Raw genomic sequence first — 26,154 nt, 5'->3', positions numbered from 1 at the left:
ACTACTCCTGGTGAAACGACTGGTTAGTCGGTATGCGAATTTATCACGTGGGAAGGGGTGGTGGCACGAAGCTATTCAATCCAGACGAATCCACTTGCACGCGGAGTTCGTATGGTATAGTTCCGATCCAAGTGATGACGAGTCCAAATCCGGCAAGCGCTGGATCACGACAACACTTTCCACATCTTCCCCTGGAGACAGAGTGAAAATGTGGGGTCGTGAGGCAGTTCCCACAAGGGAAAAGATTAGATACTTACATCATGAATCTGTAAATTCTCGCAAGATGCCTTCTCGCCGGGCCATACTTGCAGGAGCGTCAACGTCTACTCTCCTCTTCTCGGGATGTACGAGTGTCGTTCGGGTCCGGCCAAAGATTGACAGAGGAATCGGGTTCCGAAGGGAGACTGTATTCTATCCTGAGCAACCAGATATTCAAGCAGAAAAACCGCTTGCGCGGGCCTACATTTTCAATAGTAAAGACCAGGTTTCTGTCCTCAACTGGGATATGCTGTTAGATCCGGCAGCATACAGGCAGACAAACTTTGATACACACAGCCTCGTATTAGTTGTCGGTCTCGCAGCGGACGGGACAAACGTTGTTCTTGATGACCAAGAGGCGGACAGACAGTCTATCACCTACAGACTGAGCGTTACTGAGGCGGACCACGAACCAGACCAGCCCAAATTCTCGTATCGCCTTCAGAGATGGCGGCACGGAACATTATCCAATATCAAGTCTACTAACGTAGAACTATCAAGCGAAAATTAGTTTGTTTGTCCTGACCGATGTGCGCCAGAACCTGTTACCCGTTGAGGAGTGCCATAGAACCGTCGACGCCGCGATCGACGAGGGCTGGGCGACGGTTGCGGCGCCGCTCGAGTTCTCCGAGCCGGTCGTCTCGCGGGTGATGGATGGCGTCCAGAGGTACATCGCGAACGCCGACGACCGACCCGCCGACGAAGTCGAGCGTGCAGACGCCGCCCTCGCCGCCCTGGCTGCCCAGCATCTCAGCGCGGGGACGGCGACCGAGGTGTACATCTACACGACCGACATCGCGGCCGGCGAGGGAGCCGAAACCGTGCTCGCGAGTGAGGGGTACGGTGACTCGGTGACGTTCGTGAACGGCTTCCGGTTCATCGAGGACCTAGTCGCCGGCGACAGCTGACTGAGTGCTAGGCTGATTCGGTGGGAGAGGACCCTCGAAAGCCCTCGGCCGCTCGACATCCCGCGACCGCACGAGACTACGTCTCGCTGGCTCTCGTTCACTGCGCTCACGAGAACGCCGCTGTGCGCCTCGTGCCTGCGGTGCTTGGGGGCGGCTGAGGCGACTCGCCCCTTTCTGAATCCGCCAGGCCGGTCGATGGCTCACCGAGCGACGTAGCCGGCTGAACGGGTACGTACGTGACGGCCCGCCCCGCTCGCCGCTGCCGCCCGCCGCTTGTTCACGGCTCCCTACGGTCGCCGTTCGCATCGCGGCGCTCCCTGCTTGCGGGTCACGGTACTCCCCGCTCACTGTCGTGATCTTCCGGGGTCGACCACGCAGCGGTCGCGTCGCGCGTCGCTCGCGACCGCCCAGTCCGGGCATGCGGCGAGCAAGCTCGCCATTCCGGGCTACCGTGCATATTCCCTCGGTGCCAGCGGGAAAGCACGGGGGTTGCGCGGCGCCGCTGCTCACCCCCGACTGGGAGCGTGCTAACTGCGGGTGTCACAGATCTGTCCAGTCAGCGGTTCGTTTCACCGTCGGTCTAGATAAACGAGCTGGTAAGTAGACGTGCGTCTCCCGCTGTCATTGACATCCTCCCCGCGCTAAAGCGCGAGGATTCCTTCGTGGGGCGTCGGGCCGTCCAACGCTACCCCGAAGGCAACTTCCCCATCCACGGCGGATGAGTACCGGGTTCGTGCGCTACACGTCGGCCCCCGAAACGAGGGTATGGCGTATTCAGCGTCCGAGAGGGACGCGGTATCCGCTTGTGCCGTACCCGATACCGCCTAAACCGAGGCGTCCGAATACCGGGCAACCACCCACCTTTGGACGGTGGGCGGACACGGGTCGTGCCATCGACCGTACTCCGCCGACGAGGGCGGAGTGCAACCGCGAACGGGGCGTGTTTTGGTATGCTGTCGCCCCCTCGTTTGCGCGGTCGTTGCCGACCGTCTCCAGTGACAGGTAGGGGTAGTATGAGGACGGCGAACGAATCTCAACCACGTACTCCCCACCGGGTTTACCGGTGGTGGGCGTGGAACCGTCCGTATCAGCGGGAAGCGGCCCCGAGTCTTCCTGTTGAAAGTTTACGCGAGTTGTCTTACCGCACGGTACGACGCCGGTCTACTTGATAATGTCCGTTGTAGAGAGTTTGTCGGCTTCATCCCCGCCCTGAAGGGCGAGGCTTTCGCCTCGAATTTTCCGTAAAGTCAGTCTTTGTCCCCGCAGAAGGTTCATAGATGGCTGAACAGTTGACCACGTGTCAACCGCCTCGGGGTCAAGCCCCGAGGCTTGTCAGTGGACTCCCGCTCTATCCGCGCAAGGCGGAAGGCGTGTAATCGCCATTCGCGTTCAGCGTCCCTGACTTGAGGGCCAGTTGACTGGTGGCCCGTCCAGCACCAGACTTGAGCCAGTGCTGGACAAGCCGCCACCCGATATTCCGAGCGGCGTTGTAATCCGCGTGCAGTTCCTTTCCACACTTCAGGCACTCAAACTCGTCACCATCACGGTTGTCCTCATGCGTGAAGCCGCACTCGCCGTGACTACACCGCTGCGATGTGTACGCAGGGGCAACATCGTCTACGTCGATTCCGTACTCTTCGGCTTTGTATTCGACGTGGCGTTGGAGTTCGCGGAACGCCCACTGCTGGAACTTACTGGCGTTGGAGATACGCTCGCGGATATGCGTCAGGTTCTCGAACGCAATCGCCGTACAGTCGTTCTCCACGGCTTCCTGCACAATCGCTTTCGACACGCAGTGGAGATAGTCCGCACTCCACCGAGCAAACCGTGATCCGATGCTTTTGATGGTGAGGTGTGCGGAGCGAGTTCCCGTCTGTTGGAGATTGCCGCGCCGACGCTCGTACTCGTCACGCTTGTGGTTGAGGTAGTCTGCGTTTCCGAGGAACGCTCCCGTGCTGGTGACGGCGAGGGAGCCGTCCACGTTCAAGTCAACGCCGAGAACCACTCCGTTCTCGGTCGAATCGTTGCCAGAATCAGCGGGTTCGACGTCTTTCTCGACTGCGACGTGGAGGTAGTACGTCCCGTCACGCTTGTGAAGCGTGGCCTCGGTTTTCTCCCAGTCCTCCGTCCAGTACTCCGCAAACGGTGTCCCTGATTCGTCGTCGGGCGTGACGAACTCGGCGGTCACGCGGTCGCCCACGGTTGCGAGGGTCACGTGGTCGTCATTGTAGGTGATGGTGCGCTCGTTATACACGACGACACTACCTCGAAACTCTGGTTTGCTTGCCTTCTTGCCGTCGTCGAGGATGCGGTCTTTACAGTTGCCGAGTGCGTCGGCGGCGAGATTGCGAGCGGATTGGGCGAGGCTGGCTTGCAGACTTGTCTGCTCCCGAACCTCTGAATAGGTTTGGTCGTGGAGCGTGTTCTTCGTGTCCTCGATTTCCGTGGGGTCGCCGCTCCATCCAGCGTCAGCGACGTGTTGCGCCGCTTGACGGAATTGCTCGAACGTCTCATCGAGAACGCTGTGAACGTCCTCGGGAACGTCGAGCTTTATCTGGATGTTGCGGACGACCTCCATACTTCATTAGTGCTATTAGAGATACTTGAAAGTATTTCTTAAAGCGTGGGGAGTCGGCCTTGCCATTGCGTGTGATTTGCGTCATCGAGTGTCGGCTTCCTCCCCGACCTCAAGGGTCGGGGTATCCGCCTTGCAATCTCTATGAAGCAGTACGAGGCGGGAGAGTCTGTCAGCAAGGCGTACGAGATTTGGGACGATTATCAAGTGTCGGGCTACCTCCAACCGGGAACATATCGGTGGGAGGAAACGGTTCGATTTTCCAGCGAAGACGCGGCAGCAAGCCCTACTACCGAATCGGTTTCGTGGTGGTTCACACTTCAGCTTGCACATGACGAATAACCGAAAATACTCCGATCGATAGAGTTGTGCCCTGCAGTAACCGGCTTGTTTTGCGGACTCTACAGGCGGAGCAGGCCGCGTGTCTCGGGGTTTGCCCCCGAGGCGGGTCACGTGGCGTCCGACACCCCAGTGTCGGCAGAACGGGAGTCCACCGACAAGCCCACCGCTTCAGCGGTGGGTCGCTGACTCCTACTCGTCGTCTCTCCAGCTCCCCCACACTTCTCGGTACGTGCCGAGTTCGCGGTACTCCTTCTTCCGCTCGAAGGCGTCGATGGCGTACAGCGTCTCGTTGTCCTTGTCCCAATCAATCAGGACTCGGAAGTCGCCGACGCGAAGCTTGTAGCCGGGATGGTTCTTCAACCGGTCGAGGAAATGGTCCGGGAAGTCGCCGATGTCCTCCAGCTTGTTGATGATCCGCTCGACGTCATCGGTTTCGAACTGTTCCAGCGTTTCGACCAACGTCTCCGTCAGAACGACCTCGTGAGTCACCGTTCAGCCCTCAGTCGTCGATATCGAGGCGTTCGCGGGCCTCGTCCGTGGACATCGTCCGCCCCGCTGCAACGTCCGCGTAGCCCTCCGAGACGCCGTCCTGCGCGCCGGGCGTCAGAATCGGCTCCGTGGTGTCGCGCAGCACCTCACGGATGAACTCCGAGCGGTTGGTGTACTCTAGTTCTTCGGCCAGTTCGTCGATCTCCTCCAGAAGCCGTTTCGGGACTTTGACGTTCAATTTGACCATGTCCCCGTCGCCGTTGTCGCCCGTATCCGTGCTCATAATTCGTGGTACGCGGGTGGTACTCAAAGAATTGTCGCTCAGTTTTCGCGGGGATCGTCAACCAGTTCGTGAACCATGACGAACCGTCGTTGTCGAACGCGGCCGTCGTCGACGCCGTCCTGCCGTACAGGCCGCCGCTACCCTCGTTCGGCACCTCGGACGAGCACTTGCAACGCGCAGTCCGATATCTTGAGGCGGTCGTGCGGGCTGAACAGTACGGTATTCGAGCACTCAGAGAGCTGGTAGCCGAGCACGGTCGTCGACGGTGAGCGCTCGCGGCACGATGAAATACATGCGGCCCCTGGCATGCGGCCGGCTCGATGTTGTGCTCACAAAGCGAGGCGCGTAGCGCCTCGTGGCTGCGGTGCTTGCGGGGGCGGGGGACGTTCGCGGCGCTTTTCGCCGCGAGCTCGGGAGACGCAGTCTCCCGGTTGCCGAGGCGGCCTCGCCCTTTCTGCGTCCGTCAGGCCGGTAGCTGGAACGCCGCGTGTCGCGGTCGGCTGGACAGGTGTGCACGTAGCGGCCCGCCCCGCTCGCCGCGTTCCGCCCTCCGCGTCGCTCGCGACCGACCATTCCGGGCGTGCGGGCGCTCTCCGCACCACCCGCGCCCGTTCCGGGCTAAAGTGCATGTGCCCCCGACGCCAGCGGGAAAGCGCGGGGGCTGCGCGGCGTGGCTGCTCACCCCCACGCTTTCTCCGCTGGTCGCTCGCTCCGGGCGGGTCGCTGGAAGACTCACTCCGTTCGTCTTCCAAGCCCTGCCTCGCTGCTCGCGGGTCGCTTTGCTCACGGCTCCCGGTGGTCGCCGTTCGCCGTTCCGTGCTCTCCCGCTGGTCGAGCACGCACTCCCCGCTCGCTAGCTCGTGGCCTCCCGCTGGTCGGCCACGCAGCGCTCGGCAGGACGCCGCGCGCGGCTGGTTGGCTCTCTTCGTGCGGGCGCGCTCTCGCTCGCGCCCCAGTGGGGGCGCTCGCGAAGGCGCGAGCGAGAGCGCGCAGCCGACGCTGTCGGGCGTCGTCGTCGAGGAAACCGCGGTTAGGGGCCGCGGTGTCGGGCGCTGTCGCGAGCGCCTTCGGAATACAGCAATGTCGACTACGAATGCAAGCGCGAAAACGGTTTTGGCGGCACAGACTTCAAACAGTGACGCGCAGCGCCCGGAACGGGCGGTCGAACACGAGCCGTCGGCGCGGGCGGCGTGCCCAGAGTGCGAAGGGCAGGTGGTCACCGAAGACGAGCAGTCGTTCTGCACGGACTGCGGGCTGGTTGTCGCCGCGGAGTGGGTTGACCGGAGCCCCACGTTGACGGACCTGGGCATGATCGGGAATGCCGAGCAGAGCATCGAGACGGTAGACCCGCTGCGGACGGACAAGGGTCTGCACACGAAGATCGGGCGGAACACTGACGGGCACGGCAATCCCCTGAGCGACGAGCAGTGGGAGACGGTCCAGCGGTTGCGCAAGTGGCACAAGCGGATGCAGTTCGGCCGGCAGCGCAAGCGGACGAAGCGGCTCAACGAGGGGCTGCGGGACGTCGAGATGATCGGCGGGAATCTGGGCCTGCCCGAGCACGTCATCAGGCAGGCGGCACGGTTCCTTCGGCGGGCGTCGGAAGCACGGCTGCCGGGCGGGCGGATGGCCTGGGAGGCACTCGCCGGCGGCGCCGTCCTGCTGGCGGTGCGGGCCTCATCAGTCGACCGGGAGAAGATCGATGTCGCGGTGGCCCGGTACACGAAGGCACCCCACGAGCGGGTGTGTGCGGCCGGGCGGAAGATCCGGTGTAAATGCGGGGTCGATGCGCCGGCGATCAGGCCGGAGGCCGTGATGGCGGTCATCGAGGCGCTCGATGACGATGCGATGCCGGGGGCGCGGGCGGTGCGGACGTGGCTGTTGGCCCACCACCTGCTGGCGCTCGGTGATGCGGTGCCGGTTGGGCCGGGGACGCCGCGGTCGACAGTGGCCGGGGCCTCGGTGTACGCGGCGGACCGGCTGCTCTCCGAGAAACACCTCACGCAGTCGCAGGTCGCGACGGCGGCAAGCGCGGTGGTCGAGACGTCTCAGAATCGGATTGCGCGGTACAGTCGGGAGCTCGTCGACGCCTACGAGGCCGAACACGGCACCACCGAGCCGGGTGTCGGCGTCGAGCACGCACGGGACACCCTGCGCTGAGCAGGCACGGCCCTCCTTTTTCGTGGTGACCGCCGCCCGTGGACGCCCCGCCGCCCCACCCACCGCTCCGTGCTCGCTCCCAGGGGTCGCTGCGCGCGCAGCCACAACCTCGCTGAAACGGCTGGTCGGTAAATCTGCGGAAATATCGCTTGGGAAGCTGTCGAAAACGAAGTCGAGAACCACTCCACCCGTTCTATGCGAGTAGGTACACTACAGCCGCTGCGCAGGAAGCAAAACCCGTGCCGCTGCTGCCGATACTGTCACTGTCTTCCCTGTTCGCGTCACTGGCTCATCCGACGCAGCCCGCAGTACCTCTACGAGTTCATCGAGATACGCGTCAGGCCGCTTCACACGAATCGTCAACGTATCTTTATCCGGATGCTTCGCGCCGCGATTCAACACGTACACCCGAGCGAAGGTCAGTCGCAACGCCGCACTTAGCGTGTCGACAAACGTTGGCAGACTGGTTGTGTCCTGCTTCTCCGTCGCCGTACGCGGCACACCCATAGCGATCAACACACGCGCGAGCACGGAGCCATCTGTGGCCGGCCGTGCTTCAGTCGCTCGCTCAGACGTCGTTTCGTTGACGACATGGTATTCGAAGCCAGCAGTCGAGGCGAGCGTGGCAAAGTAGTCATCGTCGTCATGGTCGAGCGAGAAGTAAACGTGCGCGCCACCCTCACCGTGGTTGATGCTGCCGCCGCTGAGTGCCCACGCAGCGAGCGCAACGAGTGCCGTTGTTGTGTCGGGGGTGGCGTGGTCGGCAAGCCAGCCGTTCGCTTCTGCTGTTTGAATGCCCCGCACGACGTCGGGGCGACTATCGTTCATCCATGGCCGGATGCGACTACGCGGTAAGTTGAGTCGAGTGGCTACTGCACTGCTCCCACGGTCTGGATGCTCGGCCGTGTATTCGAGCACGCGCTGGTAGTCTGTAACGCACTCCCACGGGTCTTCGTATCCAGGTGTACGGTACGTTCGGGCGAGCGCTTGCGGTGTAGGGAGGGGCATGCGAGGAATCAGGTGCGATAGTTTTGGTTAGTAACTCGTTAAGTGGTGGTGTGCTTTAAGTATGTGCGGTTGATACGGGACGCTACGCGCGAATCCAACCGGGGAACGGAGGGGGCTAGCTCCGCGAATTTGTTCGTGGAGTGCCACCGTATCCCTTTGGGTTGCGTGCATACCAAACATATGAAGAAAATTACACTTGAGATCCCAGATCGCGACGAACGCGGTGTGTCGCCAGTCATTGGGGTCATCCTCATGGTTGCTATCACCGTTATTCTGGCTGCTGTCATCGCCAGCTTCGTGCTCGGCTTCGGTGACTCCGTCAACGAGACCGTCCAAGCGGGCGCGGACGTGAGCCAAAATGACGACGGGACTGCAACTGCGACCTGGATTAGCGAAGGCACCGCATCTGAGCTGGAAGTGTCGGTAGAGGGTGTCGAGGGGAATGTCACTCTCGAACAGGTCGGTGAATCCGCATCAATCGAATACGATAGCGGCGGGGATAGTGTAGATGATACTGCAAACACCATTAGCGTAGGTAGTGAGGGAGATGTACAAGTGACTGTTACCGGAATCGGTGGCGAAGGCACGCGAACGGTTATCACGCAGGAAGAAGTCACGCTGGAAGACCAGTCGGCCTAAACCCCGCGCAAACTTTTCCGTATTTGGCGGCGCTGAACGGTTCTTAACCTGCTTACCCTTGGGAGTGGGCCTTCAGCGATCCACGTTCGGGTTTACGGTGATCGGTAGAGTTGCGTGGAAAATCAGACAGCTGGTTGTACTTACCGACCTACGCCAGGATCTGTTGCTCGTTGCGGCCTTCTACAGAACCGTCGACGCTGCAACCGACGAGAGCTAGGAACTCGCGCCGCCACGCAAACTCTCCGTGCGTCCCGGCTCGTGGGTGATGGACGGCGTCCAGCGATACATCGCGAATACCGACCTTCGGCGAGGACGTACGAACTGATAACCAGTGCCGGAGTGCGGTGGCCGGGCCACAACGAACAGCCAGGAGACGGTCTGTGACGAGTTCGATACCGCCTCGCTTAACAATGCGATCACCGCTCATACCGGCGGCAGAATAATCCCGATCGGCCCGCTCGAACTACAGGTCGCCTACAAACTCCACCTCGGCACGCAGAAGGACATCGAGGATGCAGTCCACCTGTACACGCTGTTCGAAGAAACACGTAGTGGGTCGCGGCTCGAAACATGGTTGACATCCTCCCCGCCCTGAAGGGCGAGGATTCCCGACCGCGTTGGGATATTATGGTTTACGACGTAGCCTGTTCTTGAGGTACGAACGCACCAGTTTCCTTGTCAAACAGGAACGTCGATGGCTGTGCCAACCAGCCGTTACTCCTATCTCCCCCATCACAGGCGAGACTCGGAGATACTTTCTGTCGAATGTTCTCAGCACCGTTCACGTCCGCATTCGCCACCGCATCACACGAATCGCAGACGTACAGCCCACGCTCAACACGGTTTGTATCACGCTTCCGACCACAGCACGAACACGACTTCGACGTATCTCGCTCAGACACTTCTTCAACCGAGATGCCTTCCATCTCGGCCTTGTATTCGAGCAGGTCGGTGAAGCGGTCGAACGCCCACGAGTGCAGGTCAAGGTTGCCGTGCTTGCCCCAGTTCTTCGACTCACCGTTCTCCTCATCCTCACGGACACCGGATAGATCACCCACGGCAATCGTTCCAACACCCTCGTCAACACACCGCTGGACGATGTGTTTTGAAAGAGTGTGGAAGTAGTGGGTACGGCGAGCCGACTTCTTCTGGTTTAACCGCGTGGCCTGCTCGGAGTCCGAATCGTCACACTGGGCGAGTCGCTTGCTGAAGTAGTAGTCATCCTGCTTCAAGCAGTTCAACGGATACAGTTCGCTGTGACCGTCTTCGTAGGCGAGGGCGGCGAAGTTGTTGATGCCGAGGTCAACACCTACTGTCTTCTCGCCGGGCGATTCGCTCACTTCGACTTCGACCTTGCAGACGAACTGCAGTTCCCATTCATTCCCTGTCCAAACGGCTCGGACTTGTTGGACGCTCTCCACCGTAGAGAAGTCAACATCAGGCCGGGTCTGGTACTCGCAGAGGACGAAGTCCGACCAATACTCCTTTAGGTTCGACCCTTTACTGAGTCGGACGCGGTTGTACTGGGTGTCGAGCTTGAAGCCTTTCTGTTTGAACGTGACCGTACTTCGTGGGTGGTCGTCGCCGTGCTTGCGGTACTTCGGCGGATTCGCTCTCGTGTCTCCGTTGCGTCGTTTACCGTACCAGCCGGTGAACGCCTCAGCGAGTTCTTGGAGGACTCGCTGACTTGACTGCGAATGCAGGTCATCATAGCGGTCGTGGGTTTTGAGGTACGCGGTGAGTTCGGTGTGACTGGGGATGTGGCCGATCTCAGACCACACTCTGTCACAGACCCACCGTCCGACGTTCCAGAGTTTCGAGGCTGCGAACCCAAGCGAATCAAGGTCGTCGGACACCTGTTGCTGGTTCCGTATGGAAGCAGTATAGGTGCGGGTGACGACCTGTTTCGCCATACGTAACCTATGTCGATAAGATTAGTTAATAGTATGGATTGGCGTGGAATATCCGGCCCGGCCCTCGAACGTGGTTAGTGAAAGGTAGTGTCGGATTCATCCCCGCCCTGAAGCGCGGGGCTTTCTCCTTGACTTTCCGTAACTCGGCTCGGTGTCGAAGATGAGTATGAACGACTCAAACGTGCGTGAGCAACTCGACGAGAAGCACGAACGCGTCCGCGAGCAGCGCATCGAGGGAGTCAAGCGCTGGGTCGAATACATCCAGTCCGAGCCCGTCGGCGTGTGGGGACCCCAGCAGAACGCGGTTGTTAATGGCCAACTCGAGGCTGCACAGGCCGCTGGCGTGTCGGCCGCTCACCAACAGCACGTCGAGGATGTCGCGGCGGACATCCTTGCGGAGCAGGACGACTCGGCGTAGCTACTCGGTTGCAGATAGCGTCAGCTGTCGATCCGATGCAGTCTTTGAATATTTGAGTGGGGGGGAAATTATTTGAGTTGCACGAGACAAGTGCTAGACGAATGGCCGAACCGAATCCGGAGTCGTGGGAGGACATGAGCGGGCGTGAGCGCGTCCGGCACGTCGTAGAACTGCTGGATGAACCAACGCCAGTCCAGGAGATCGCGGACCGGGCAGACGTGTCGCGCGCGACAGCTGACGATGAGCTTCAGCGACTGCAGAGTGACGACTGGGTCACGGAAACGACCGTCGACGGGACGAAGGCCTACGACCTGAATCCCGTGCGACTGCTCTTCGACGAAGTGACGGACCTGATTGAGGCGCACTCACGCGACGAACTAGAGCAGCAGCTCACGGAGCTGAAGGCCGAGCAGGAGGGAGTAGCGACGGAGTACAACGTCAGCTCACTCGACGAGTTCCGGGAACAACTCGCTACCGAGGAGCTCTCGGCTGCAGAGCTTCGTGAGCGACGGAATGTGGTTGCCACGTGGGAGGCAATCGATACGGAACTCGGGCTCGTGAAACACGCCCTCCAGCTGTATGACGACGTTCTCGAACTCTCGTCACCGCGGACTGACTCCCCCTCGACATTCGCCTAGTGACATCCTCCCCGCCGTAAACGGCGGGGCTTCCCCTACGAGGGGAAATCCGGGCTGGCAGGTTTCAGTCCGAGTACGCCGAGAGCGTCATCTGTCCGGGTTTCGGACTCGTCTCTCGGAGGACTGTGGCGCTGTCACAGGCGCTCCCATCCCGAGGCGAGTCATCGCGTCCGGGTTCCCAACGGACGCTCTCTCCCCACGGGTTAGCGCGACCGGCGATGTTCGCCGCCGCGTTAATATCTGCTTGGAACTTCGAGACGTGGCAATCGTCGTGCGGACACACAAACTCCGCTTGTTCATCTCGCCGACCGAGACGACCGCAGGCGTGGCAGGTCTGCGAGGTATATGCCGCGTTGACGTACTCAACGCGAATCCCTGCCTCGGCCGCTTTGTCTTCGATGCGGCCCTGTAGCCGGGCGAACGCCCAGTTGTGGAGGCGGCGATTCATCCACTTCCCGTAGTCGAGATGCTCGCGGATGTACGACAAGTCTTCGAGGACGATAACCGCGTCCTCGAACTGTCGGGCATATTCGACGGCCTCCCGAGACGCCTTCTCGACAATATCTGTCAGGGCGTTCTGGTAGTGGTCGAATCGTTCGTCCACACGCCACTGAGCGGCGTTACGCTCTTGCAGTCGCTTGAGCGTGGTATGCATCTCTTTGCGAAGGTGTCGCGCTCGACTGCCGCTGACGAGCATCGGCTTCCGTGGCACGTCGCGTTTGAGGGCACAGCCCGTAATCAACGCGCTCTCGCCGACGTCGAAGCCGATGTACGTCGGGTCGTCCGACTCGGTCGGTTCTTCGACCGAGTATTCGACGGTGACGTGCAACTCCCACGACGTGCGGTGTCGCTGAAGGCGTAGTTCGCCCGCCGTCACGTCCCCATTCAGCAGGTCGAACCAGAGTGATTCCTGTTCGGGGTTGATCTGAAGCGGAATCCAGAAGTTCGTCCCGCGACCGGGTTGCGGAACCTGCCAGACGAAGCCGTGGTCGCGCTCCGCCGAGTGGTCGAATGTGGCCGCTCGATTGACGAGCCGAGCTGGATGTTCGTCGTCCAACTCCTCGGCGTTGTACGTATCCCGAAGCTTCGGGACGTAGGACTTGAGCGCGTCCTTGGCCTGATACGGCAAGTCGTAGGGCGTCACAACATCGTTGACGGCAGACATTGTATCCGCCCTGTTGTCGAAGGCGTCGTGGAGTGCTTCGCGGTAGGTGTCCAAGAGGCGCTGTAGGCGTTGCTCTTTGCCCGTGGTGGGCGTTGCGAGCGTGGCCTGTAGCGTCTTCGTCACCGTCTCGGACACACCCGTAGATACAACGTAGATAAACTTAAGTGTAACGGGGAGAAAGAATGAGATATGCCCCACATCAACTTCGAGGTAGACGAAGAACAGTACGAGTCGCTGAAAGAGACGAAGAAGCGTCACGGTCTAACGTGGAAGGGGATGCTACTCCACGCGCAACGGGAGTTGGATTCCGATAATGGCGATTGAGCGTTGGACTGTGTAGTAGCGCTTACGCGATTCCCTCCCGGCCTAAAGGCCGGGGATTCCCTCGCTGTTTAAGGATGGTTGTCTTTCTCGCAAACCGGGCGAACTTGCAGAGCAAGCGGCTCCACGACCGCATTCGGAACCGCCTCAGTGGTTCGTTTGACGACGTTCGGCGGCGACGTGCCGAACCACGCGAAGCCGGCCCGTATCGTGTCGTTGGGGACGTGAACCCGCGGCAGTTCCTGGAGGACGCCGCGTATCCGGTGCCGAGTGCACGGGTTGAGATCGGGGTACAGCTGCAGACGGAGGCAGCCCACGAGTATTACTGGATCAATTGGGTCGAGCCAGACCGGAGTCTGCTGGTGGGCTGGCATCAGGACGAGACACACGATGCTCTCGGGCCAGTCCACCTGCAGGTGAACAACGGCACGACAACTGTTGTCCACCAGTCTGCGCAGTTCATCGACGCACACCCGCTGGCTGTTGTCGAGCACAGACTCGCCTCACTTGGAGACGCCGTCCGCGCGGTCAAGTGGGAGCAGGGCAGACCAGTTGGATTGGATACCAGCTCACTAGCGTGAGTCCGTCCCCAACACAGTCGTCGAACGTCCCCCCAAAGCAGTACAGACCGCTGGCGTGGCAGGGACTCACCAACAGCACGGCACGAATGTCGCGGCGGACAGCCTCGCGGAGCAGGACGACACGGCGTAGCGGCCGAATGGAGAGACAGCCAATCGCCATCAACGTGTCGCGGGCGGCCTGCTACACGCGCTTCGCCTCCCGCGACGTACGACCAGCGCTCAGTTAAGCGAGTAGACGCGTTTCCGAGCGTCAGTGAAGGAGAAGCGGGCGGTGACGGCGTCCTGCTCTTCGAGACGAGTGAGCGCGTACCGGACGGTACGGTCGGGGAGCAGCGTTTCTTCCGCAAGTTCGCGCTGCGTGAGGCCGTCATTGTGTTCGAGGACTTTCGCGACGAGCTTCGCGCTCGGCGGCAGATCTTCGATCGCCTCAGCGGTCGCCTCATCCATGTGTCTGGTACTCATACTCGTTCTATTCGTGCGAACCGCCTTAATATCGACGATTGTCCATATTCTACATCATTATACGGCCTAATTACAACAGATGCGTAATTTGTCGGCGGGTTCAGTTGTGTGCTGACCGGGACGCGCCAGGTCTCGCACAAGATCTAGCCGGTGCGACGCGCAGACTGGAAGGCAACAAGAGTCCAGCAACGAGTCGAGGCTGTCGTGCGTCCGTCAGGTCGTTCAGTTCTCGGGGAGGGTGTCGTCTGCTCGCCGACGACGGAGCGCGATGGCAGCGATGGCAACGGCGGCGATACCTGCGATGATTGGGAATGGGTCTGCCCCAGTGTGGTTTAGCTCCCCATGGTCGGCTTCCTCCAACGACTACAGCCGTGGGTTTTCGCCTCGAATGTGTTATGAAATCGTTGTCTGGCTCACTTCGCCCACCGCAGGTATCGAGAAGGATGGTAAAACCGCTGAAGTTAGGGATGAAGAACGTTCAAGAATTCAAAGCGTGGATCGACCGGAACTCGTAGTTCTCCGTGGTCGCCAAGCTGTCGCCTCAAAAGGCAACTCAACACCGCCAAGATGGACTGTCTCCCACGGGAAAGCCGGTGGGCATTCATCGTTGAAATTCTGTAACTGTCGGCTACGGCAGTGATGGCACGAGGTGTGGCCTGTTCTGGGCAGAGCGTACGGCCTTCACCCTCGGGGTCAAGCCCCGAGGCACTCGGCCTGCTCAGCCTGTAGAATACACGACAACACGGCTCCGCGGCGAACATTTATTTGCTATGCACGCGTAAAGCATTAGTATATCATGTCCGACGCCGAGACCTCGACGGGTGACGACGGCCCGGAAACCGTCCAGATCAATCTCCGACTCACACAGGCGTTCCTCGACGATATCGACACGACCTGGGAGGAACAGGGGTTCAACTCGCGCAGTGAGTTCCTGCGGTACGCGGCACGGGACGCGATCAAGCACCCCGAATTCTCACGCGAGGGCTGGAAGCAGATTGCTGCGAGTGAACACGACCTCCGGACCGGTGAGGCCGAACTTGTCTCCCGTGAAGACGTTCTGACGATGATGGACGACGACACGGATGGCGAGTAACAACGACGAGTGGGAGTGGATGTTCGCGCCTCGTGCGGCCACGCAGTTCGAGGATCTCACAGCGGGACAGCGCGGAAGCCCACCCCTTTAGGGGTGGGAGGAAGCGCGTAAGCTCCGTGGGCCAACCCACCGATGATGGCGGGGCCGACTCCCCAACACAGACACAGAATACATAAACAAAGCGGCCGCATGTGAGACTGCGATGGAGGTCAAACGTACCGTTCCCATCAAACTCGGCGTACCCGAGGAGCGGCGCGACGACCTCCATCAGACCATCCAGCAGTTCAACACTGCCGCCAACTACACCATCGACCACGGCAGAGACGACGACGGCGACCTGATTCTCAACAAGTCCACCATCCACGACGAAGTGTACCACGACTTGCGGGACAGAACCGACCTGCCCGCAAACCTCGTGGTACGCGCCTACTCGAAAGCCGTCGAAGCGATGAAATCCACCGTCGCGGACTGGGAGAACGGCAACAGCAGACCGCTCCCCTCGTTCGATGAACCGTCTGCCGTCTACGATAAACGCACCCTGACTATCAAGGACGAGTACGCCACACTCTCGACGGTCAACGGGCGCGTCGAAGCCGACTTCGTGCTTGGTGAGTACCAGCGGTCGTACCTTGAAGACGACGACTACGAGCGCCGGATGGGAACGCTCCATTACCGTCCCGACGAGGAGGCGTTCTACCTTCACGTCGTCATCCAGAAAGAGGTAGACCAGCGCGACGGCGAGCGCGTGCTTGGCGTGGATTTGAACCTCAAGAACGTCGCCGTGACCAGCACGGGACGGTTCTTTGACGGCGGCGAGCTGCTGTGGGGGCAGAACCACTACTTCCGCGTGCGACGGAGCCTTCAGAACAAAGGCACACGCTCCGCCAAGCAGGTGTTACGGCGACTGTCGGGGCGTGAAAATCGCTTCGTCCTGAACCGCCTGCACACCATCTCGCGCGGAATTGTGGAAGAAGCCCTGCGACACGACTGCTCGTACATCGCCGTCGAAGATCTGACCCACATCCGCTCGCGGATGGACGCCCACGACGACCGTCTGAAGCGGCAGATGCACAACTGGGCGTTCCGCGAGCTACAGGAGCAAATCGAATACAAGGCCGCCGAGTATGGGATTCGAGTCGAGTCGGTCAATCCGGCGTTTTCCTCGCAGACGTGCTCGAAGTGTGGCCACCAGTCCAGCACGAATCGCGACAGCGAGACGGGCTGGTTCGTGTGCAACGAGTGTGGGTACGAGGTGGACGGTGATTACAACGCGGCGAAGAACGTCGGCCTTCGGTTGTTAGCTTTACCACCGGGCAAACGCCCCGATGGGTTGGGCAACGGTCAGCTTGCCCTGAAGTCGGGGACGTTGAACGTAAGCGACACATCTAGTGTCCACTCCAGCTTGGAGTTTGAACGGGAGTCCACCGACAAGCCCACCGCTTCAGCGGTGGATTGCTGACACACCACGTGCAGGATCGGATTGTCTCGAAGCTCGATGAAATCGTCGATGACCCATGGCGAGAGCCCAGCGACTACCTTGAGCCCCTTACTGGCGGTCCATTCGAGAAGCTCCGCGTTGGACAGTATCGACTCGCATGCATTCTTGATTACGACGAGCTTGCACTCGAAATCCACCGAATCGAACATCGAAGCGGCGCCTACACAGCTGACGACTAATCACGTCGGTGCCACGCGGAGGCCCGTGGCCTTAGAGTGGATCCCAGTTGCTGGTCGTGTTCCGCTTCTCGACCGTCTTGGCGGTCTTGGCTTCAAGTTCTGGCGCAACTTCGGCCCACCAACCGACCGCTCTTGCTCCAAGCTTTTTGCGTGAGACGAGGCCCTCGTCACTCATCTTTTCGAGCCGGTTTCGAACTCCCTCCGCAGTGATTTGCTTTCCGAACCGCCGTAGCCCCTCTGCCACCTCTGTCGCCGTGAGAACGCGATCGTCTTCGTAGTCAAATACCTTGAGAACATCCTGTTCTGTGATGGTTTCCTCAAACCGCCCTGCTTCATCTCGTCCTGGGCTCATATCTATCATGTACTGAGGGAGTACACATACCCGTTTGGCTCGTGCAAAGCGGGGCTGTAGTATACGTAGATAGTGGCGAAGCAGCCGTGAGCTGCCGGAATAACGACTACCTCGTCAAATTCTTGTGCAAACCCCGCAACCGCGGTCGTGTTTGTCTGCGCCCGCGGAGCGGTGGCGGCGCACTCGCGCCGCTACTGAATCATGTCTTCCCAGCAACTCAGCGCGGTTCCTGAAACGGTTCCACAGGGCATCGCACGAGCGGATCTCGAACCACGGACGAAGCGAGCGCTTGAGGAGGCGATGGCCGTCTCCCTCCTTGAAAAAGGCGGCTGCTACGAGGTGCAGTCCGCGTCCGGAAACTGGTACGAAGTCGACGTCGCCGAGGAGACGTGCACGTGCCCGGATTGGGAGTATCGCACACCGGAGGGCGGCTGTAAGCATCTGCGGCGCGTGGACGTCGAACTCAAACTTGGCCGGGTTCCGCGGCCCGATGGTCGACTCCCGGACCAGGCGCGCACGAGCCTTAACCAACAACGCTCCCCGTGAGCGAGCTGCTGTTGGTTAAACTGACCTTCCCATGCCAGAGCCACCAACGCCACCGACAGGACTGCCCGACGAGCTCGTCGATTCGTTGGAGGCGTGCTCGCCCGAACAGCTACGGCAGGTTGCGACGTACGCCGATGAACTCGCGACGTATCGAGACGAAGAACCCACGGAGACGGTTGCGGAACCGGAAGCTGACGACCGGCCGGATGCAGTCCCTGCGAAGGCGACAATCACGGTCAAGGAGATCAACGACAACCGCTACTACTACTGGCAGTGGCGGGACGGCGAGCACGTCCATTCCGCGTACAAAGGACCGGTCACCCCGGACGGCTAACGCCTGCTCGCTCACTCGGAGACGGCTATTCTGCTTACGCTTCGAGGTCGACGTACTGCTGTTCCCATTCCCGTCGCGCGGCGATTTCCCGACTGCCACGACTCGTGAGCGTGTAGTAGTTGGTGCGCTGGTCGAGCTGGCCTTTGTCGACGAGGCCCTTGTCGACGAGCGTGTCGAGGTTGGGGTAGAGGCGTCCATGATGGATTTCGGACTCGTAGTACTCCTCGAGTTCGTCTTTGACGGCGAGGCCGTGTGGCTCATCGAGGCCAGCAACTACGTACAGCAAGTCTCGCTGGAAGCCAGTGAGATCGTGCATATTCCGAATGAAACCGCCATATTGTATAATTCTTGTTAAGCCGCCCGCTCAGACCAGCCAACAATATAACATATTGTCGGTGCGTTCGCTGCCTGTCAGGTCGACGGACGGGCGGCGGTGGACCTGCTGTGAAGGGAGGTTGCTACAACTACCTTAGAGACTGACTGGTCGGTTCTAGGTTATTTTCTGTATACTAGGAGAAAATATATACACACTCCCCAATTACATTCCTACTATGTGTTGACATATAACATACAGTCGCGCTCTCGGTACCGTCCCCCAGCTAGCACGCCACCACCGCACCATGGCTCACCACACGCCCTCCGAGTCCACTAGTCCAGACGCACCATTAGCCAGCCATCTCCCGCGCACGGCCGCCACCACCATCGTCCTCGCCAGTTTGCTTCTGGTGCAGCCAGCGGCCGCCCAGAGCAGCGCAGTCTGTAGCGCGGACAACCTCCCGAGTATGATCGAGGGGTTCTTCCAGCTCACCACCGCGCTGGGCATCGTCGGGCTTGCCGTCGTCTGGCAGGCCGACTCCCTCATGGAGATGTTCACGCTCAGCCCCGACCGCAAGAAGGGGTTGAAAGTGCACAAGCGCTCCGCGATGAAGTCCGCGGTCGTCCTCGTCGTCCTCGGCCCGCTGTACACGGTCGCCGGCTCAATGATGAACCTGCCACTAGCGACGTGCGTCGACCTCGTCCCCTGGTAGCCGTCATGCAGCGAGCGCGCGTCGTCGTGGCTGCGCTGGTCGTCGCCGGCGGCATCACCAGCGTCGTCGCCGCCGACCCGCCACGGCCCGGCACCGAGGATAATGGACTCACGGAGAACGAGTCGGCAACGCTGTGGTCGCGCGACCCGGACACCTACATCAACCAGTCGGCGTACCGGGAGCGGTACGGCGAGAATCGGACGGCCGTCCAGCAGGTCGCCAACGGGACGGACGTCACGTTCACGCGGCCGCCCTCGACGGCCGCGACGTGGACGCGCAACGACTTCCAGGATTTGGACGGTGGCGGCCCGAACACGTCCATCCACCCACCGCACGCAAAGCTCACAGATGGCGCGTTCATCGCGGACGCCCACGCGACGATATTTGCGGTGCAGCCGTCGACGCGCGCCCACCTCGCAGCTGGGACGACACCACTGTATATTGCGCCGAACGGCACGCTGCGTGGGTTCGTCGATTACCGCGTTCGCGTCCCTCCCGGAGACGCCTCGGGATCGACGACTGTCGACTGGTCGCTGGTCAGCCACGAGATCGATACCGTCGAGCTGCAGGCCGACGGTGAGTCGCTCGTCGAACGGGACGGCGCCCACACGCCCATTCTTGCCTACCAGATGGGGCGGAATGGCAGTGCGACGCTCACGTTCACCGCCGAGATCGACGTTCGCTTGCGGCAGACGACGCGTATCGATCGCGGCAACACGACCAGCGTCGACGTCACCTATCACGAGGAGTCCGTGAACGTGTCGGACACGCTCCCCGTGGCGGTGTACAATCTGTCGGCGACCGCTCACTCAGCGTCGTATCCGAACGGGGATGCTGGCGTCGCAGTCTTCCAGACGCGGCCCTGGCAGGGCTTTACGCTCCCCGAACGCGGCGCACGAGTGCGTGGCATCTGGCGGTTCTACACCGCCCGGAACCCGGACTGGGATACGCTCGTCACTGCGACCGCGACGGGGCGGTCGGTGGTTGACTCACCCGCGCTCCCGGTGGGCGTCCACGCCTATCCGTCCCGGATCGGGCCGCGCGTCGAGCCAGTCCAGGATGGCCCCGAGTTGCTCTCGACGTGGGGTGGCGACCAAGCAACGCCCGCCGGGACGATCGGGGAGAACGTCTCCGTCGACGTCGTGAACCAATCCTATCAGGCGACGTACGGGCTCGCTGCTCGCACCGATCGTATTGAGCGGGAGTCACTCCACGTCACCGGAATCGTACGCGGCGTCAACGAGACTGTCGCGTTGGGGGATGGCGCCGACCGACAGCTGCGCCGGAGTGCGCTCTCCGTTGCCGTCCTGCGGCAGAACCAAACGGCGGCCGTGCTCCGCGTCGAACTCCGCGATGCGCGAACGGGTGCGCCAATTCAGTTGGCCGACCGTGACCGCCTGCATCTGATTGGTGGCGAGACGCGAACCGGCACAATCACCATCAACGGCCAGCGCATCGAAACGAATCGCTCTGGGGTTGCGACCGTCACCGTCGACGAGCCCGGCGTGTACACGGCGCGCTATCAGCCTGGCTCGTGGCTCAGCCACGACCCCGCGTACGCCCCCGCAACGGCGACGGCACGGTGGCATCCACTCGGCTCGATCGATGGCTGGTTTGCGCTGCTTGTCGGCGTCGGCTGGCGGCTACTCCCGTTCGCCGTCGTGTTCTACGCCGGCACGCGACTGCTCCGACTGCTCGGCTTCAACACCCGCTTCCAGTAACCCATGCCCAGAAACGTCCAACGTATCGATCGCCGCACCGCCCTCCAAACAGTTGCCAGTGCTGCAGTCGCGAGTCTCGCGGGCTGCCTCTCCCAGAATTCGCCTGCCAGCGATGGCACGACTGCTGCTGGTGGCCCGCTCCAGCGAGTCGCCGTGGATGGGACCACAGTTATTGTTGCTCTCGTCTCGGAGGCGGACGTCGACCGCCTCAATCTCATCCAGCCGAACGGCGAACTCTTCGCGCAGCAATCGGTCGCGGCTGGCGTCCAGCAGGTCTCGTTCGAGATTGGCACGACCTACCCGCCAGGCGAGTACGACATCGTTGCACTTCGTGAAGATGAAACTATTGTCGAGACGACGATCCCAATCGAACCAACTCTGGAAATTGTGGAGATGGGTATTGGGAGAAATCAGCCTGAGGAGATGTGGACCGGAGCGGAAGACGAAATCAGTGAGGAGGCGTTCATCACCGTTAGCAATCAAGGAACTGGGCCAGAGGCAATCACAAAACTACTGTTCATCGGCGATGTTCCGTATCCCTCCGACGAACAAGGGACAAACTACGCGGGTGCTGAGGACGTTAGTGGGATATACGATTCAGAAACAGACTCGGAAGTTGGTGAAGTCTTGCTTCCCGCAGACGAGCAGCTCACGATTTACAGCTCGCGCTCGCCATTTGCCTTCGTTCCCGGTGGTGGAACTTCCTGTACTAACGAGGAACAGACCGGCAAGTTCGACCTGATTCTCGAAACGCGGGTCGGCGGAGACCGCGTTTCGAAATCTTACAATATTCGGTATTCAGCGTCGAATGAGCAGGAAGACTGTGCCATCACTATCAGTGAGGTGTAACGATGGTTGACCTAATTGATGTCGTTTTGGAGGGGTTCAAAGACGTCGTTGACTGGATTATCGAGCTCTTCCTCAACGGCCTTCGTTCTGGCTATGAATCGCTCGCGGAGGAGATGTTTGGGACTCCCACGCCGGAAACCGATGGTGCGTTTGTCTTTGGCACCCCTACGAATGATCCATGGCCGGCTATCCAAGATGCACTTGTTGGTGGCGAGATCATGCTAATCTCGCTTCTCATTCTAGTGCTGTGCGTTCAAGCCAGACACACTATTCGAATCTTCAATATTGGAAGCGCGTATGAAGCTCGACGGGCGAAGAAGACGGCCTGGGTCGGGGCTGTTCTGATAATTACCTGGTATTGGGTTAGTATTCTCGCCCTCTACCTCATTGACGGGTTCACAATTGCGTTGATACCCAGTCTGAACTCTCTCGGTGACACGATGCTAAACCTCCTAAATGTCTCTGTGATGAATCCCGGACTGTCCTTGGTTTTCGCTCTTATTGGCGGAATTTCCATGTGGGCACTCGAAGCTCTCTACTATATCCGCGAGGTCCTGCTCCTCGTCTACGTATACGGGATGCCTATCTCATTCGCGGTCGCGTACGGTAACGTCCCAGTTCTTTCTGATATCGCGATAGGATTTAGTAAGCGATTCGTGCCTCTGGCGATCCTTCCACTACCTGCTGCAGTCGTATTCAAAGGCTACAGTCTTCTTTCCGCACAGAACTCGCTCTCACCAAGTAGCCCGTTTCTCCGATACTTGGTTGCTGCTTCCCTCCCGCTAATCGCACTCTACGTCACGTGGAAGACGTTCGCGTTCGCGACGCCACTCACGGCAAAAGTGCTTGGCGGGGCGACGAAAAGCGCCGCCCTCATCGGTGGCGTCGCTGCTGGCGCGTACATTGGTGGGGCTGGCCTCGCAACGACAGCCGCACGTTGGGGGCCGAAAGCGGCGGCTGGCCACGCCGTCGCGCAGAAAGCCGCAGCGCGTGGCGGACACACCGATGATGGCGATTCATCCCCGTCGTATCGGCGGACCGAAAACGACCCCAGTGAGGAGACGGCGTCGAGTGACGACCATGGGATGGACTTCGACCGGGGGATCCACTGATGGTCGACCAGAACGCGGCGGCACGGCGCATTATGGACCAGTTCGGCGAGGAAGGCCGCATCCCCGTCCTCAACATCGACGAGGGCGACGTTGGCGTCCTCATCGCCTTCCCCATCGTTGGTCTACTGATTGCGGGATTCACGGGTGTCGAGTCGCTGGCGCTCCCGCTCGTTGCTGGCGGCTTCGGGTTTGGCGTCGCGGTCCTCTACGTGTCACCGGATCACCTGAACGCGTGGACGTGGACCAAAGACGTCTACCGATACGCCAAGCGACCGCGAGTCACGTTCAACGCGCCCGCAGACGAGGATGGAGCCACTGAAACGACACGTAACGAGGGCGGGCTCGCGAACTACACGCCGTTCAAACCCGACGAACGCACGCAAGACCTCACGAACGTCGAACGCGCGTGGCCAGGCGCAGGTGCGATCCAGCGCCAGGATGGTGCGATGGCGGCGTTCGTCGAGGTGCAGCCGGGGAACATGGATTTCGCGATGTCAGACGACTGGGCGCAGCTCCAGGAAGCGGGCGCAGCGTTCGCCAACCGGGAGCTAGACTGGCCCCTGAAGTTCCACGCGACGACCCGGTCGTTTCCCGTGGAACAGATCACCGAGACCATCGAAGACCGGCTGAACGACGAGGACGTCAAACAGAACCCAATCTTCCGGGCACTCCTCGAGGAATACCGGGAGACCCGCCCGCAGGAGATGCGCGACCGGGGCAGCCAGCAGCTGCACTACTACATCGGCGTCGAAGTCGCGCCACTGGAGATCTACGACCGCTACCGCGACGAAGCGACGCCAGCGGAGAAGCTGACGCAGTTCCCGATTGTTGGGTTCCTGTTCCGGCCGTTCGTGACGCGCCGTGAGGATCTGACCGAGGTTGAGCGTCGCGCCAAGATGTTCGAGAAACTCGATGAGCGAATCAACGACGTTCGCGCGGAGTTCATCCAGCAGGCCTCCGGGTGGTCCGCGCGGCGACTCAGCACGGTCGAGCTGTTCGTCCTGAATCTGGCGTTCTGGAACGGCCGCGAGCACGACTACGGCGACGCGGGGCGCGTCGTCCGCGACCACCCAATCATGGGCCGCTCGCGTCGGGAGGGCGACCATGATACATAATGCTCTTTTTCAGGCCAGCGGGCTCGATCGCCAGCTCGGCCAGTGGCTACCTGACCCGGCGTCGCTCGCGGGCGCTGTCCTGTACGCAGCCCTTGCCGTGGGAGCCGTCCTCGTCGGAGTCGGGCTCTGGCGGTGGTACACCGAGGACGACGAGGAGCAGGTCGCGTTCGCGGCTGTCCTCGACGAGGCGACGCTTGAGAAGGGACGCGTGGAGGGAGAGCTGCTGGATGACGTGGCGGAGTCCCAGCAGACCGTGACGGCCCCAGATGCGATCGAGTGGGAGACGCGTGCCGCCCGCGTTGGCGAACAGTGGACGTCGACGCTGTACATCGCTGATTATCCAGATTATCCGAGTGACGGGTATCTCAGCGAGCTGTTCGAACTCACCGACGTGCAGTTCGACGTAACGGCGCACGTCACGCCGCGGAATCAGGAGCGTGCCCGCGACGAGTTGCAGGATATCGCGGACGACCTCCAGGTGGATGCGGATCTCGAGCAGAGCGTGCGGGGCGCGTACTTGCAGGAGCGCGCCAACGAGGCGGCGGCGACGTACACGGCCGTCGAAAACGGCGCCCAGGTGTTCGACCAGAGCCTCTTTGTGACGGTGCGCGCCGACGACAAAGACGAGCTGCGGGATGCCGTCCAGACGGTGAAGAGTGCGCTCCGGGACGACCCTGCGAACCTCACACCGAAGACCGCGATCTGTCGGCAGGACCTCGCCGTCCAGTCGGCCGCCCCCATCGGGAGCAACGAATTCGGGCGGGCGTCGATTGCCCTCGGGGGTGCCGTGGGTGCGTTGTTGGCGTCTCCACAGCAGGCGACGATTCTCGAGGAAGGCGGGGTGGAGTTCGGGATCCACAAGGACACGCGCAGTCCGGTCGTCATCGACCCGTTCAGCAGGGAGAACGGCTACGCGATGTTCACAATTGGGGACCCAGGTTCGGGGAAGTCGTTCAGCTCCAAGCAGAACTTCATCCGCTCGATCGAACAGAGCAGTGATCGGATTGGCGTGATTCTCGAGCCGTTGAACGACTGGGCAGGCGTTGCTGAGGCGTTGGACGCGAAACGCATCACGGTCGGTGGGACGCTCGGGTTGAATCCCCTGGAGCTGCGGGAAACGCCGGCGCGCGTCCAGCGAGCGATGGGCGAGGACGCCAGTCCGTTCAACGAGAAGCTCGATGACGCGATGAGCTTTCTTACTAACTTCTTCGCGTTACGCGGGGTTTCGCTTGGCGATCGGCGGACGACGCTGGAGCTCGCGCTCACGCGAGCGTACAACGAACGTGGGATTACTGATGATATTTCGACCCACGACAATCCCAGCCCGACGATCCGGGACGTGATGGACGTGCTCGAGGAGATGGTCGAGGAGCCTGAGGAATTTGTTGTGCGTACTGATGAGGAGGCTGGGAAGCTCGCTGGGGATGCGACGTGGCTGCTCGACCAGCTCCGGCCGTTCGAAGAGAGTGGGCGGCATTCGAATCTCGGGCAGCCCTCGGCGTTCGACATTCGCAACGAGAAAGTGATCTATCTTGATCTCGCCCAGCAGGAGGGGAGCGTGGATAGCTCGACGGCGTTAACGATGCAGTTGTTGATCTCGCTGGTGTACGAGCGCGCGAAAGTCTCAGAGCAGGAGGTCGTGTTCTACATCGACGAGGCCCGCTATCTCATGCAGGACGCCGCGAGTCTCGCGTTCCTCGAGACGGTGTTTCGCCATCATCGCCACCACGACCTCTCGATTCGGTTGGTGACGCAGACGGTTGATGAGTTCTTCGAGCACGCTGAGAGTGAGGCGATTCTGGATCAGTGTGCGGTCAAGCAGTTCCACCGGTTGGACGGGATGGACGAACAGTGGGCTGAGGAGTTCGGGTTGAACTACGCCCAGATGCGGTTCGTGCAGGATGCAGTGCCGGGGAACGAGGATGCTGGATTTGCGGAGGCGTTAGTTGGTGTTGACGGGGAGTGGCGTGGGATTACAGTGGAGGCGATGCCGAAGGAGAAGCAAGTGATTGACTTCGACCCGACTGAGCAGGAACGGTCGTCGCTGCCCGGCGCCGACGAAGAACGTAGTGAGACCGGTCGGACTGACTCCGGAAACGGGTAGCTGACCGAAGCGCGCTCCCAGCATGCTTTGACACGTAGCGAGCGGAAGCCCACCCCTTCAGGA

The 26,154-nt window shown here is 60.9% G+C and carries 26 protein-coding genes and 2 pseudogenes; 19 read left to right on the top strand and 9 right to left on the bottom strand.

The genetic code is table 11. From position 1 onward, the window contains the following. The first annotated feature begins 94 nt into the window (after window positions 1-94). Together HHUB_RS16485 and HHUB_RS00955 are read left to right on the top strand one after the other, a co-directional pair. Window positions 95-769 carry a hypothetical protein gene (locus tag HHUB_RS16485; RefSeq protein ID WP_157533970.1) on the top strand — a complete coding sequence of 225 codons (675 nt, stop codon included), beginning with the start codon at window positions 95-97 and terminating at the stop codon, window positions 767-769. 61 nt (window positions 770-830) lie between these two features. Continuing rightward, window positions 831-1,166, top strand: a pseudogene (locus HHUB_RS00955) (hypothetical protein); the annotation flags it as partial. 1,348 nt (window positions 1,167-2,514) lie between these two features. Here the strand turns inward: HHUB_RS00955 and HHUB_RS00950 are convergent. The 3 genes from HHUB_RS00950 to HHUB_RS00940 form a co-directional block, all read right to left on the bottom strand. Continuing rightward, window positions 2,515-3,744, bottom strand: coding sequence for an RNA-guided endonuclease InsQ/TnpB family protein (locus HHUB_RS00950; RefSeq protein WP_059055362.1), 1,230 nt, complete (start codon window positions 3,742-3,744; stop codon window positions 2,515-2,517). Between the two features lie 528 nt (window positions 3,745-4,272). Beyond that, window positions 4,273-4,572, bottom strand: coding sequence for a type II toxin-antitoxin system RelE family toxin (locus tag HHUB_RS00945; protein WP_059055360.1), 300 nt, complete (start codon window positions 4,570-4,572; stop codon window positions 4,273-4,275). A gap of 10 nt (window positions 4,573-4,582) precedes the next feature. After that, the gene (locus HHUB_RS00940; protein WP_059055358.1) at window positions 4,583-4,855 is read right to left on the bottom strand and encodes a ribbon-helix-helix domain-containing protein; all 273 of its coding nucleotides are present in this window, start codon (window positions 4,853-4,855) and stop codon (window positions 4,583-4,585) included. Window positions 4,856-6,067: 1,212 nt separating this feature from the next. Between HHUB_RS00940 and HHUB_RS00935 the strand changes: the two genes are divergently transcribed. Beyond that, the gene (locus HHUB_RS00935) at window positions 6,068-7,015 is read left to right on the top strand and encodes a transcription initiation factor IIB family protein (protein WP_238323977.1); all 948 of its coding nucleotides are present in this window, start codon (window positions 6,068-6,070) and stop codon (window positions 7,013-7,015) included. A gap of 210 nt (window positions 7,016-7,225) precedes the next feature. Here the strand turns inward: HHUB_RS00935 and HHUB_RS00930 are convergent, their stop codons facing one another. After that, window positions 7,226-7,843 (bottom strand): hypothetical protein, encoded by a 618-nt coding sequence (locus HHUB_RS00930; RefSeq protein ID WP_238323976.1) that lies wholly within the window; start codon window positions 7,841-7,843, stop codon window positions 7,226-7,228. A gap of 360 nt (window positions 7,844-8,203) precedes the next feature. Between HHUB_RS00930 and HHUB_RS00925 the strand changes: the two genes are divergently transcribed. Together HHUB_RS00925 and HHUB_RS00920 are read left to right on the top strand one after the other, a co-directional pair. After that, on the top strand, window positions 8,204-8,662 hold the full coding sequence (locus HHUB_RS00925; protein ID WP_059055352.1) for a type IV pilin: 459 nt from the start codon (window positions 8,204-8,206) through the stop codon (window positions 8,660-8,662). A gap of 331 nt (window positions 8,663-8,993) precedes the next feature. Next, window positions 8,994-9,257: a hypothetical protein gene (locus HHUB_RS00920; protein WP_059055350.1), complete on the top strand. Its 264-nt coding sequence runs from the start codon at window positions 8,994-8,996 to the stop codon at window positions 9,255-9,257. Window positions 9,258-9,294: 37 nt separating this feature from the next. Here HHUB_RS00920 and HHUB_RS00915 read toward each other — a convergent pair whose 3' ends face one another. Next, window positions 9,295-10,575, bottom strand: coding sequence for an RNA-guided endonuclease InsQ/TnpB family protein (locus tag HHUB_RS00915; protein ID WP_059055348.1), 1,281 nt, complete (start codon window positions 10,573-10,575; stop codon window positions 9,295-9,297). Window positions 10,576-10,741: 166 nt separating this feature from the next. Between HHUB_RS00915 and HHUB_RS00910 the strand changes: the two genes are divergently transcribed. Next, window positions 10,742-10,993 carry a hypothetical protein gene (locus HHUB_RS00910; protein WP_059058146.1) on the top strand — a complete coding sequence of 84 codons (252 nt, stop codon included), beginning with the start codon at window positions 10,742-10,744 and terminating at the stop codon, window positions 10,991-10,993. Window positions 10,994-11,094: 101 nt separating this feature from the next. Continuing rightward, window positions 11,095-11,631 carry a winged helix-turn-helix domain-containing protein gene (locus HHUB_RS17200; protein WP_238323975.1) on the top strand — a complete coding sequence of 179 codons (537 nt, stop codon included), beginning with the start codon at window positions 11,095-11,097 and terminating at the stop codon, window positions 11,629-11,631. Between the two features lie 64 nt (window positions 11,632-11,695). On the opposite strand, the gene HHUB_RS00900 is transcribed toward HHUB_RS17200, so the two are convergent. Then, window positions 11,696-12,931 carry an RNA-guided endonuclease TnpB family protein gene (locus HHUB_RS00900; protein WP_059055347.1) on the bottom strand — a complete coding sequence of 412 codons (1,236 nt, stop codon included), beginning with the start codon at window positions 12,929-12,931 and terminating at the stop codon, window positions 11,696-11,698. Window positions 12,932-13,194: 263 nt separating this feature from the next. Here HHUB_RS00900 and HHUB_RS00895 point away from each other — a divergent pair, with 263 nt between their 5' ends. Continuing rightward, window positions 13,195-13,698, top strand: a complete 504-nt coding sequence (locus tag HHUB_RS00895; RefSeq protein ID WP_059055345.1) for a hypothetical protein — start codon at window positions 13,195-13,197, stop codon at window positions 13,696-13,698. A 219-nt stretch (window positions 13,699-13,917) separates the two neighbouring features. Here HHUB_RS00895 and HHUB_RS00890 read toward each other — a convergent pair whose 3' ends face one another. Beyond that, a complete protein-coding gene (locus tag HHUB_RS00890) occupies window positions 13,918-14,160 on the bottom strand; it encodes a MarR family transcriptional regulator (RefSeq protein ID WP_059055343.1) in 243 nt (80 codons plus the stop codon). A gap of 796 nt (window positions 14,161-14,956) precedes the next feature. Between HHUB_RS00890 and HHUB_RS00885 the strand changes: the two genes are divergently transcribed. From HHUB_RS00885 to HHUB_RS15990, 3 genes are all read left to right on the top strand, one after another. After that, window positions 14,957-15,253 carry a ribbon-helix-helix domain-containing protein gene (locus HHUB_RS00885; protein WP_059055341.1) on the top strand — a complete coding sequence of 99 codons (297 nt, stop codon included), beginning with the start codon at window positions 14,957-14,959 and terminating at the stop codon, window positions 15,251-15,253. Between the two features lie 202 nt (window positions 15,254-15,455). Continuing rightward, window positions 15,456-16,712, top strand: a complete 1,257-nt coding sequence (locus HHUB_RS17295; RefSeq protein WP_157533968.1) for an RNA-guided endonuclease InsQ/TnpB family protein — start codon at window positions 15,456-15,458, stop codon at window positions 16,710-16,712. Further along, the gene (locus HHUB_RS15990; RefSeq protein ID WP_082687138.1) at window positions 16,706-16,930 is read left to right on the top strand and encodes a type II toxin-antitoxin system RelE family toxin; all 225 of its coding nucleotides are present in this window, start codon (window positions 16,706-16,708) and stop codon (window positions 16,928-16,930) included. The genes HHUB_RS17295 and HHUB_RS15990 overlap by 7 nt, the downstream gene beginning before the upstream one ends. Before the next feature lie 31 nt (window positions 16,931-16,961). Here the strand turns inward: HHUB_RS15990 and HHUB_RS00875 are convergent, their stop codons facing one another. Further along, on the bottom strand, window positions 16,962-17,282 hold the full coding sequence (locus tag HHUB_RS00875; RefSeq protein WP_059055339.1) for a winged-helix domain-containing protein: 321 nt from the start codon (window positions 17,280-17,282) through the stop codon (window positions 16,962-16,964). 261 nt (window positions 17,283-17,543) lie between these two features. On the opposite strand from HHUB_RS00875, the pseudogene HHUB_RS15985 reads away from it, so the two are divergent. Together HHUB_RS15985 and HHUB_RS00870 are read left to right on the top strand one after the other, a co-directional pair. Continuing rightward, window positions 17,544-17,828, top strand: a pseudogene (locus HHUB_RS15985) (hypothetical protein); the annotation flags it as partial. Between the two features lie 31 nt (window positions 17,829-17,859). Further along, entirely contained in the window at window positions 17,860-18,162 is a 303-nt protein-coding gene (locus HHUB_RS00870) for a hypothetical protein (protein WP_059055337.1), read from the top strand. A 34-nt stretch (window positions 18,163-18,196) separates the two neighbouring features. Here the strand turns inward: HHUB_RS00870 and HHUB_RS00865 are convergent, their stop codons facing one another. Then, window positions 18,197-18,478: a PadR family transcriptional regulator gene (locus HHUB_RS00865; protein WP_059055335.1), complete on the bottom strand. Its 282-nt coding sequence runs from the start codon at window positions 18,476-18,478 to the stop codon at window positions 18,197-18,199. A gap of 304 nt (window positions 18,479-18,782) precedes the next feature. Here HHUB_RS00865 and HHUB_RS00860 point away from each other — a divergent pair, with 304 nt between their 5' ends. The 6 genes from HHUB_RS00860 to HHUB_RS00835 are packed head-to-tail and all read left to right on the top strand — an operon-like array spanning window position 18,783 to window position 26,091. Further along, window positions 18,783-19,190 (top strand): hypothetical protein, encoded by a 408-nt coding sequence (locus HHUB_RS00860; protein WP_059055333.1) that lies wholly within the window; start codon window positions 18,783-18,785, stop codon window positions 19,188-19,190. Between the two features lie 5 nt (window positions 19,191-19,195). Next, on the top strand, window positions 19,196-20,911 hold the full coding sequence (locus HHUB_RS00855; RefSeq protein WP_197570630.1) for a hypothetical protein: 1,716 nt from the start codon (window positions 19,196-19,198) through the stop codon (window positions 20,909-20,911). A gap of 3 nt (window positions 20,912-20,914) precedes the next feature. Beyond that, on the top strand, window positions 20,915-21,760 hold the full coding sequence (locus tag HHUB_RS00850; protein ID WP_197570629.1) for a hypothetical protein: 846 nt from the start codon (window positions 20,915-20,917) through the stop codon (window positions 21,758-21,760). Between the two features lie 2 nt (window positions 21,761-21,762). Then, window positions 21,763-22,872, top strand: a complete 1,110-nt coding sequence (locus HHUB_RS00845) for a hypothetical protein (RefSeq protein WP_059055330.1) — start codon at window positions 21,763-21,765, stop codon at window positions 22,870-22,872. Continuing rightward, on the top strand, window positions 22,869-23,987 hold the full coding sequence (locus tag HHUB_RS00840) for a hypothetical protein (RefSeq protein WP_157533967.1): 1,119 nt from the start codon (window positions 22,869-22,871) through the stop codon (window positions 23,985-23,987). Before HHUB_RS00845 ends, HHUB_RS00840 begins: the two co-directional genes overlap by 4 nt. Continuing rightward, window positions 23,977-26,091 (top strand): VirB4 family type IV secretion system protein, encoded by a 2,115-nt coding sequence (locus HHUB_RS00835; RefSeq protein WP_059055326.1) that lies wholly within the window; start codon window positions 23,977-23,979, stop codon window positions 26,089-26,091. The genes HHUB_RS00840 and HHUB_RS00835 overlap by 11 nt, the downstream gene beginning before the upstream one ends. Window positions 26,092-26,154: the final 63 nt, after the last annotated feature.

The organism is Halobacterium hubeiense, from assembly GCF_001488575.1.
GTDB classification, from domain to species: domain Archaea; phylum Halobacteriota; class Halobacteria; order Halobacteriales; family Halobacteriaceae; genus Halobacterium; species Halobacterium hubeiense.
The sequence above is the reverse complement of the archived record's forward strand: the minus strand, read 5'-3'. Positions and strand labels throughout refer to the sequence as shown.

Excerpts from the sequence above, each read along its gene's own strand:
- HHUB_RS00910 (WP_059058146.1), top strand. The coding sequence starts at position 10,742 with ATGAACGACTCAAACGTGCGTGAGCAACTCGACGAGAAGCACGAACGC.
- HHUB_RS00930 (WP_238323976.1), bottom strand. The coding sequence starts at position 7,843 with ATGAACGATAGTCGCCCCGACGTCGTGCGGGGCATTCAAACAGCAGAA.
- HHUB_RS00915 (WP_059055348.1), bottom strand. The coding sequence starts at position 10,575 with ATGGCGAAACAGGTCGTCACCCGCACCTATACTGCTTCCATACGGAAC.
- HHUB_RS00895 (WP_059055345.1), top strand. The coding sequence starts at position 13,195 with ATGGTTGTCTTTCTCGCAAACCGGGCGAACTTGCAGAGCAAGCGGCTC.
- HHUB_RS00950 (WP_059055362.1), bottom strand. The coding sequence starts at position 3,744 with ATGGAGGTCGTCCGCAACATCCAGATAAAGCTCGACGTTCCCGAGGAC.
- HHUB_RS00875 (WP_059055339.1), bottom strand. The coding sequence starts at position 17,282 with ATGAGCCCAGGACGAGATGAAGCAGGGCGGTTTGAGGAAACCATCACA.
- HHUB_RS00850 (WP_197570629.1), top strand. The coding sequence starts at position 20,915 with ATGCCCAGAAACGTCCAACGTATCGATCGCCGCACCGCCCTCCAAACA.
- HHUB_RS00860 (WP_059055333.1), top strand. The coding sequence starts at position 18,783 with ATGGCTCACCACACGCCCTCCGAGTCCACTAGTCCAGACGCACCATTA.
- HHUB_RS00855 (WP_197570630.1), top strand. The coding sequence starts at position 19,196 with ATGCAGCGAGCGCGCGTCGTCGTGGCTGCGCTGGTCGTCGCCGGCGGC.
- HHUB_RS00940 (WP_059055358.1), bottom strand. The coding sequence starts at position 4,855 with ATGAGCACGGATACGGGCGACAACGGCGACGGGGACATGGTCAAATTG.
- HHUB_RS00835 (WP_059055326.1), top strand. The coding sequence starts at position 23,977 with ATGATACATAATGCTCTTTTTCAGGCCAGCGGGCTCGATCGCCAGCTC.
- HHUB_RS00845 (WP_059055330.1), top strand. The coding sequence starts at position 21,763 with ATGGTTGACCTAATTGATGTCGTTTTGGAGGGGTTCAAAGACGTCGTT.
- HHUB_RS17295 (WP_157533968.1), top strand. The coding sequence starts at position 15,456 with ATGGAGGTCAAACGTACCGTTCCCATCAAACTCGGCGTACCCGAGGAG.
- HHUB_RS00865 (WP_059055335.1), bottom strand. The coding sequence starts at position 18,478 with ATGCACGATCTCACTGGCTTCCAGCGAGACTTGCTGTACGTAGTTGCT.
- HHUB_RS17200 (WP_238323975.1), top strand. The coding sequence starts at position 11,095 with ATGGCCGAACCGAATCCGGAGTCGTGGGAGGACATGAGCGGGCGTGAG.
- HHUB_RS00925 (WP_059055352.1), top strand. The coding sequence starts at position 8,204 with ATGAAGAAAATTACACTTGAGATCCCAGATCGCGACGAACGCGGTGTG.
- HHUB_RS00870 (WP_059055337.1), top strand. The coding sequence starts at position 17,860 with ATGCCAGAGCCACCAACGCCACCGACAGGACTGCCCGACGAGCTCGTC.
- HHUB_RS00885 (WP_059055341.1), top strand. The coding sequence starts at position 14,957 with ATGTCCGACGCCGAGACCTCGACGGGTGACGACGGCCCGGAAACCGTC.
- HHUB_RS00890 (WP_059055343.1), bottom strand. The coding sequence starts at position 14,160 with ATGAGTACCAGACACATGGATGAGGCGACCGCTGAGGCGATCGAAGAT.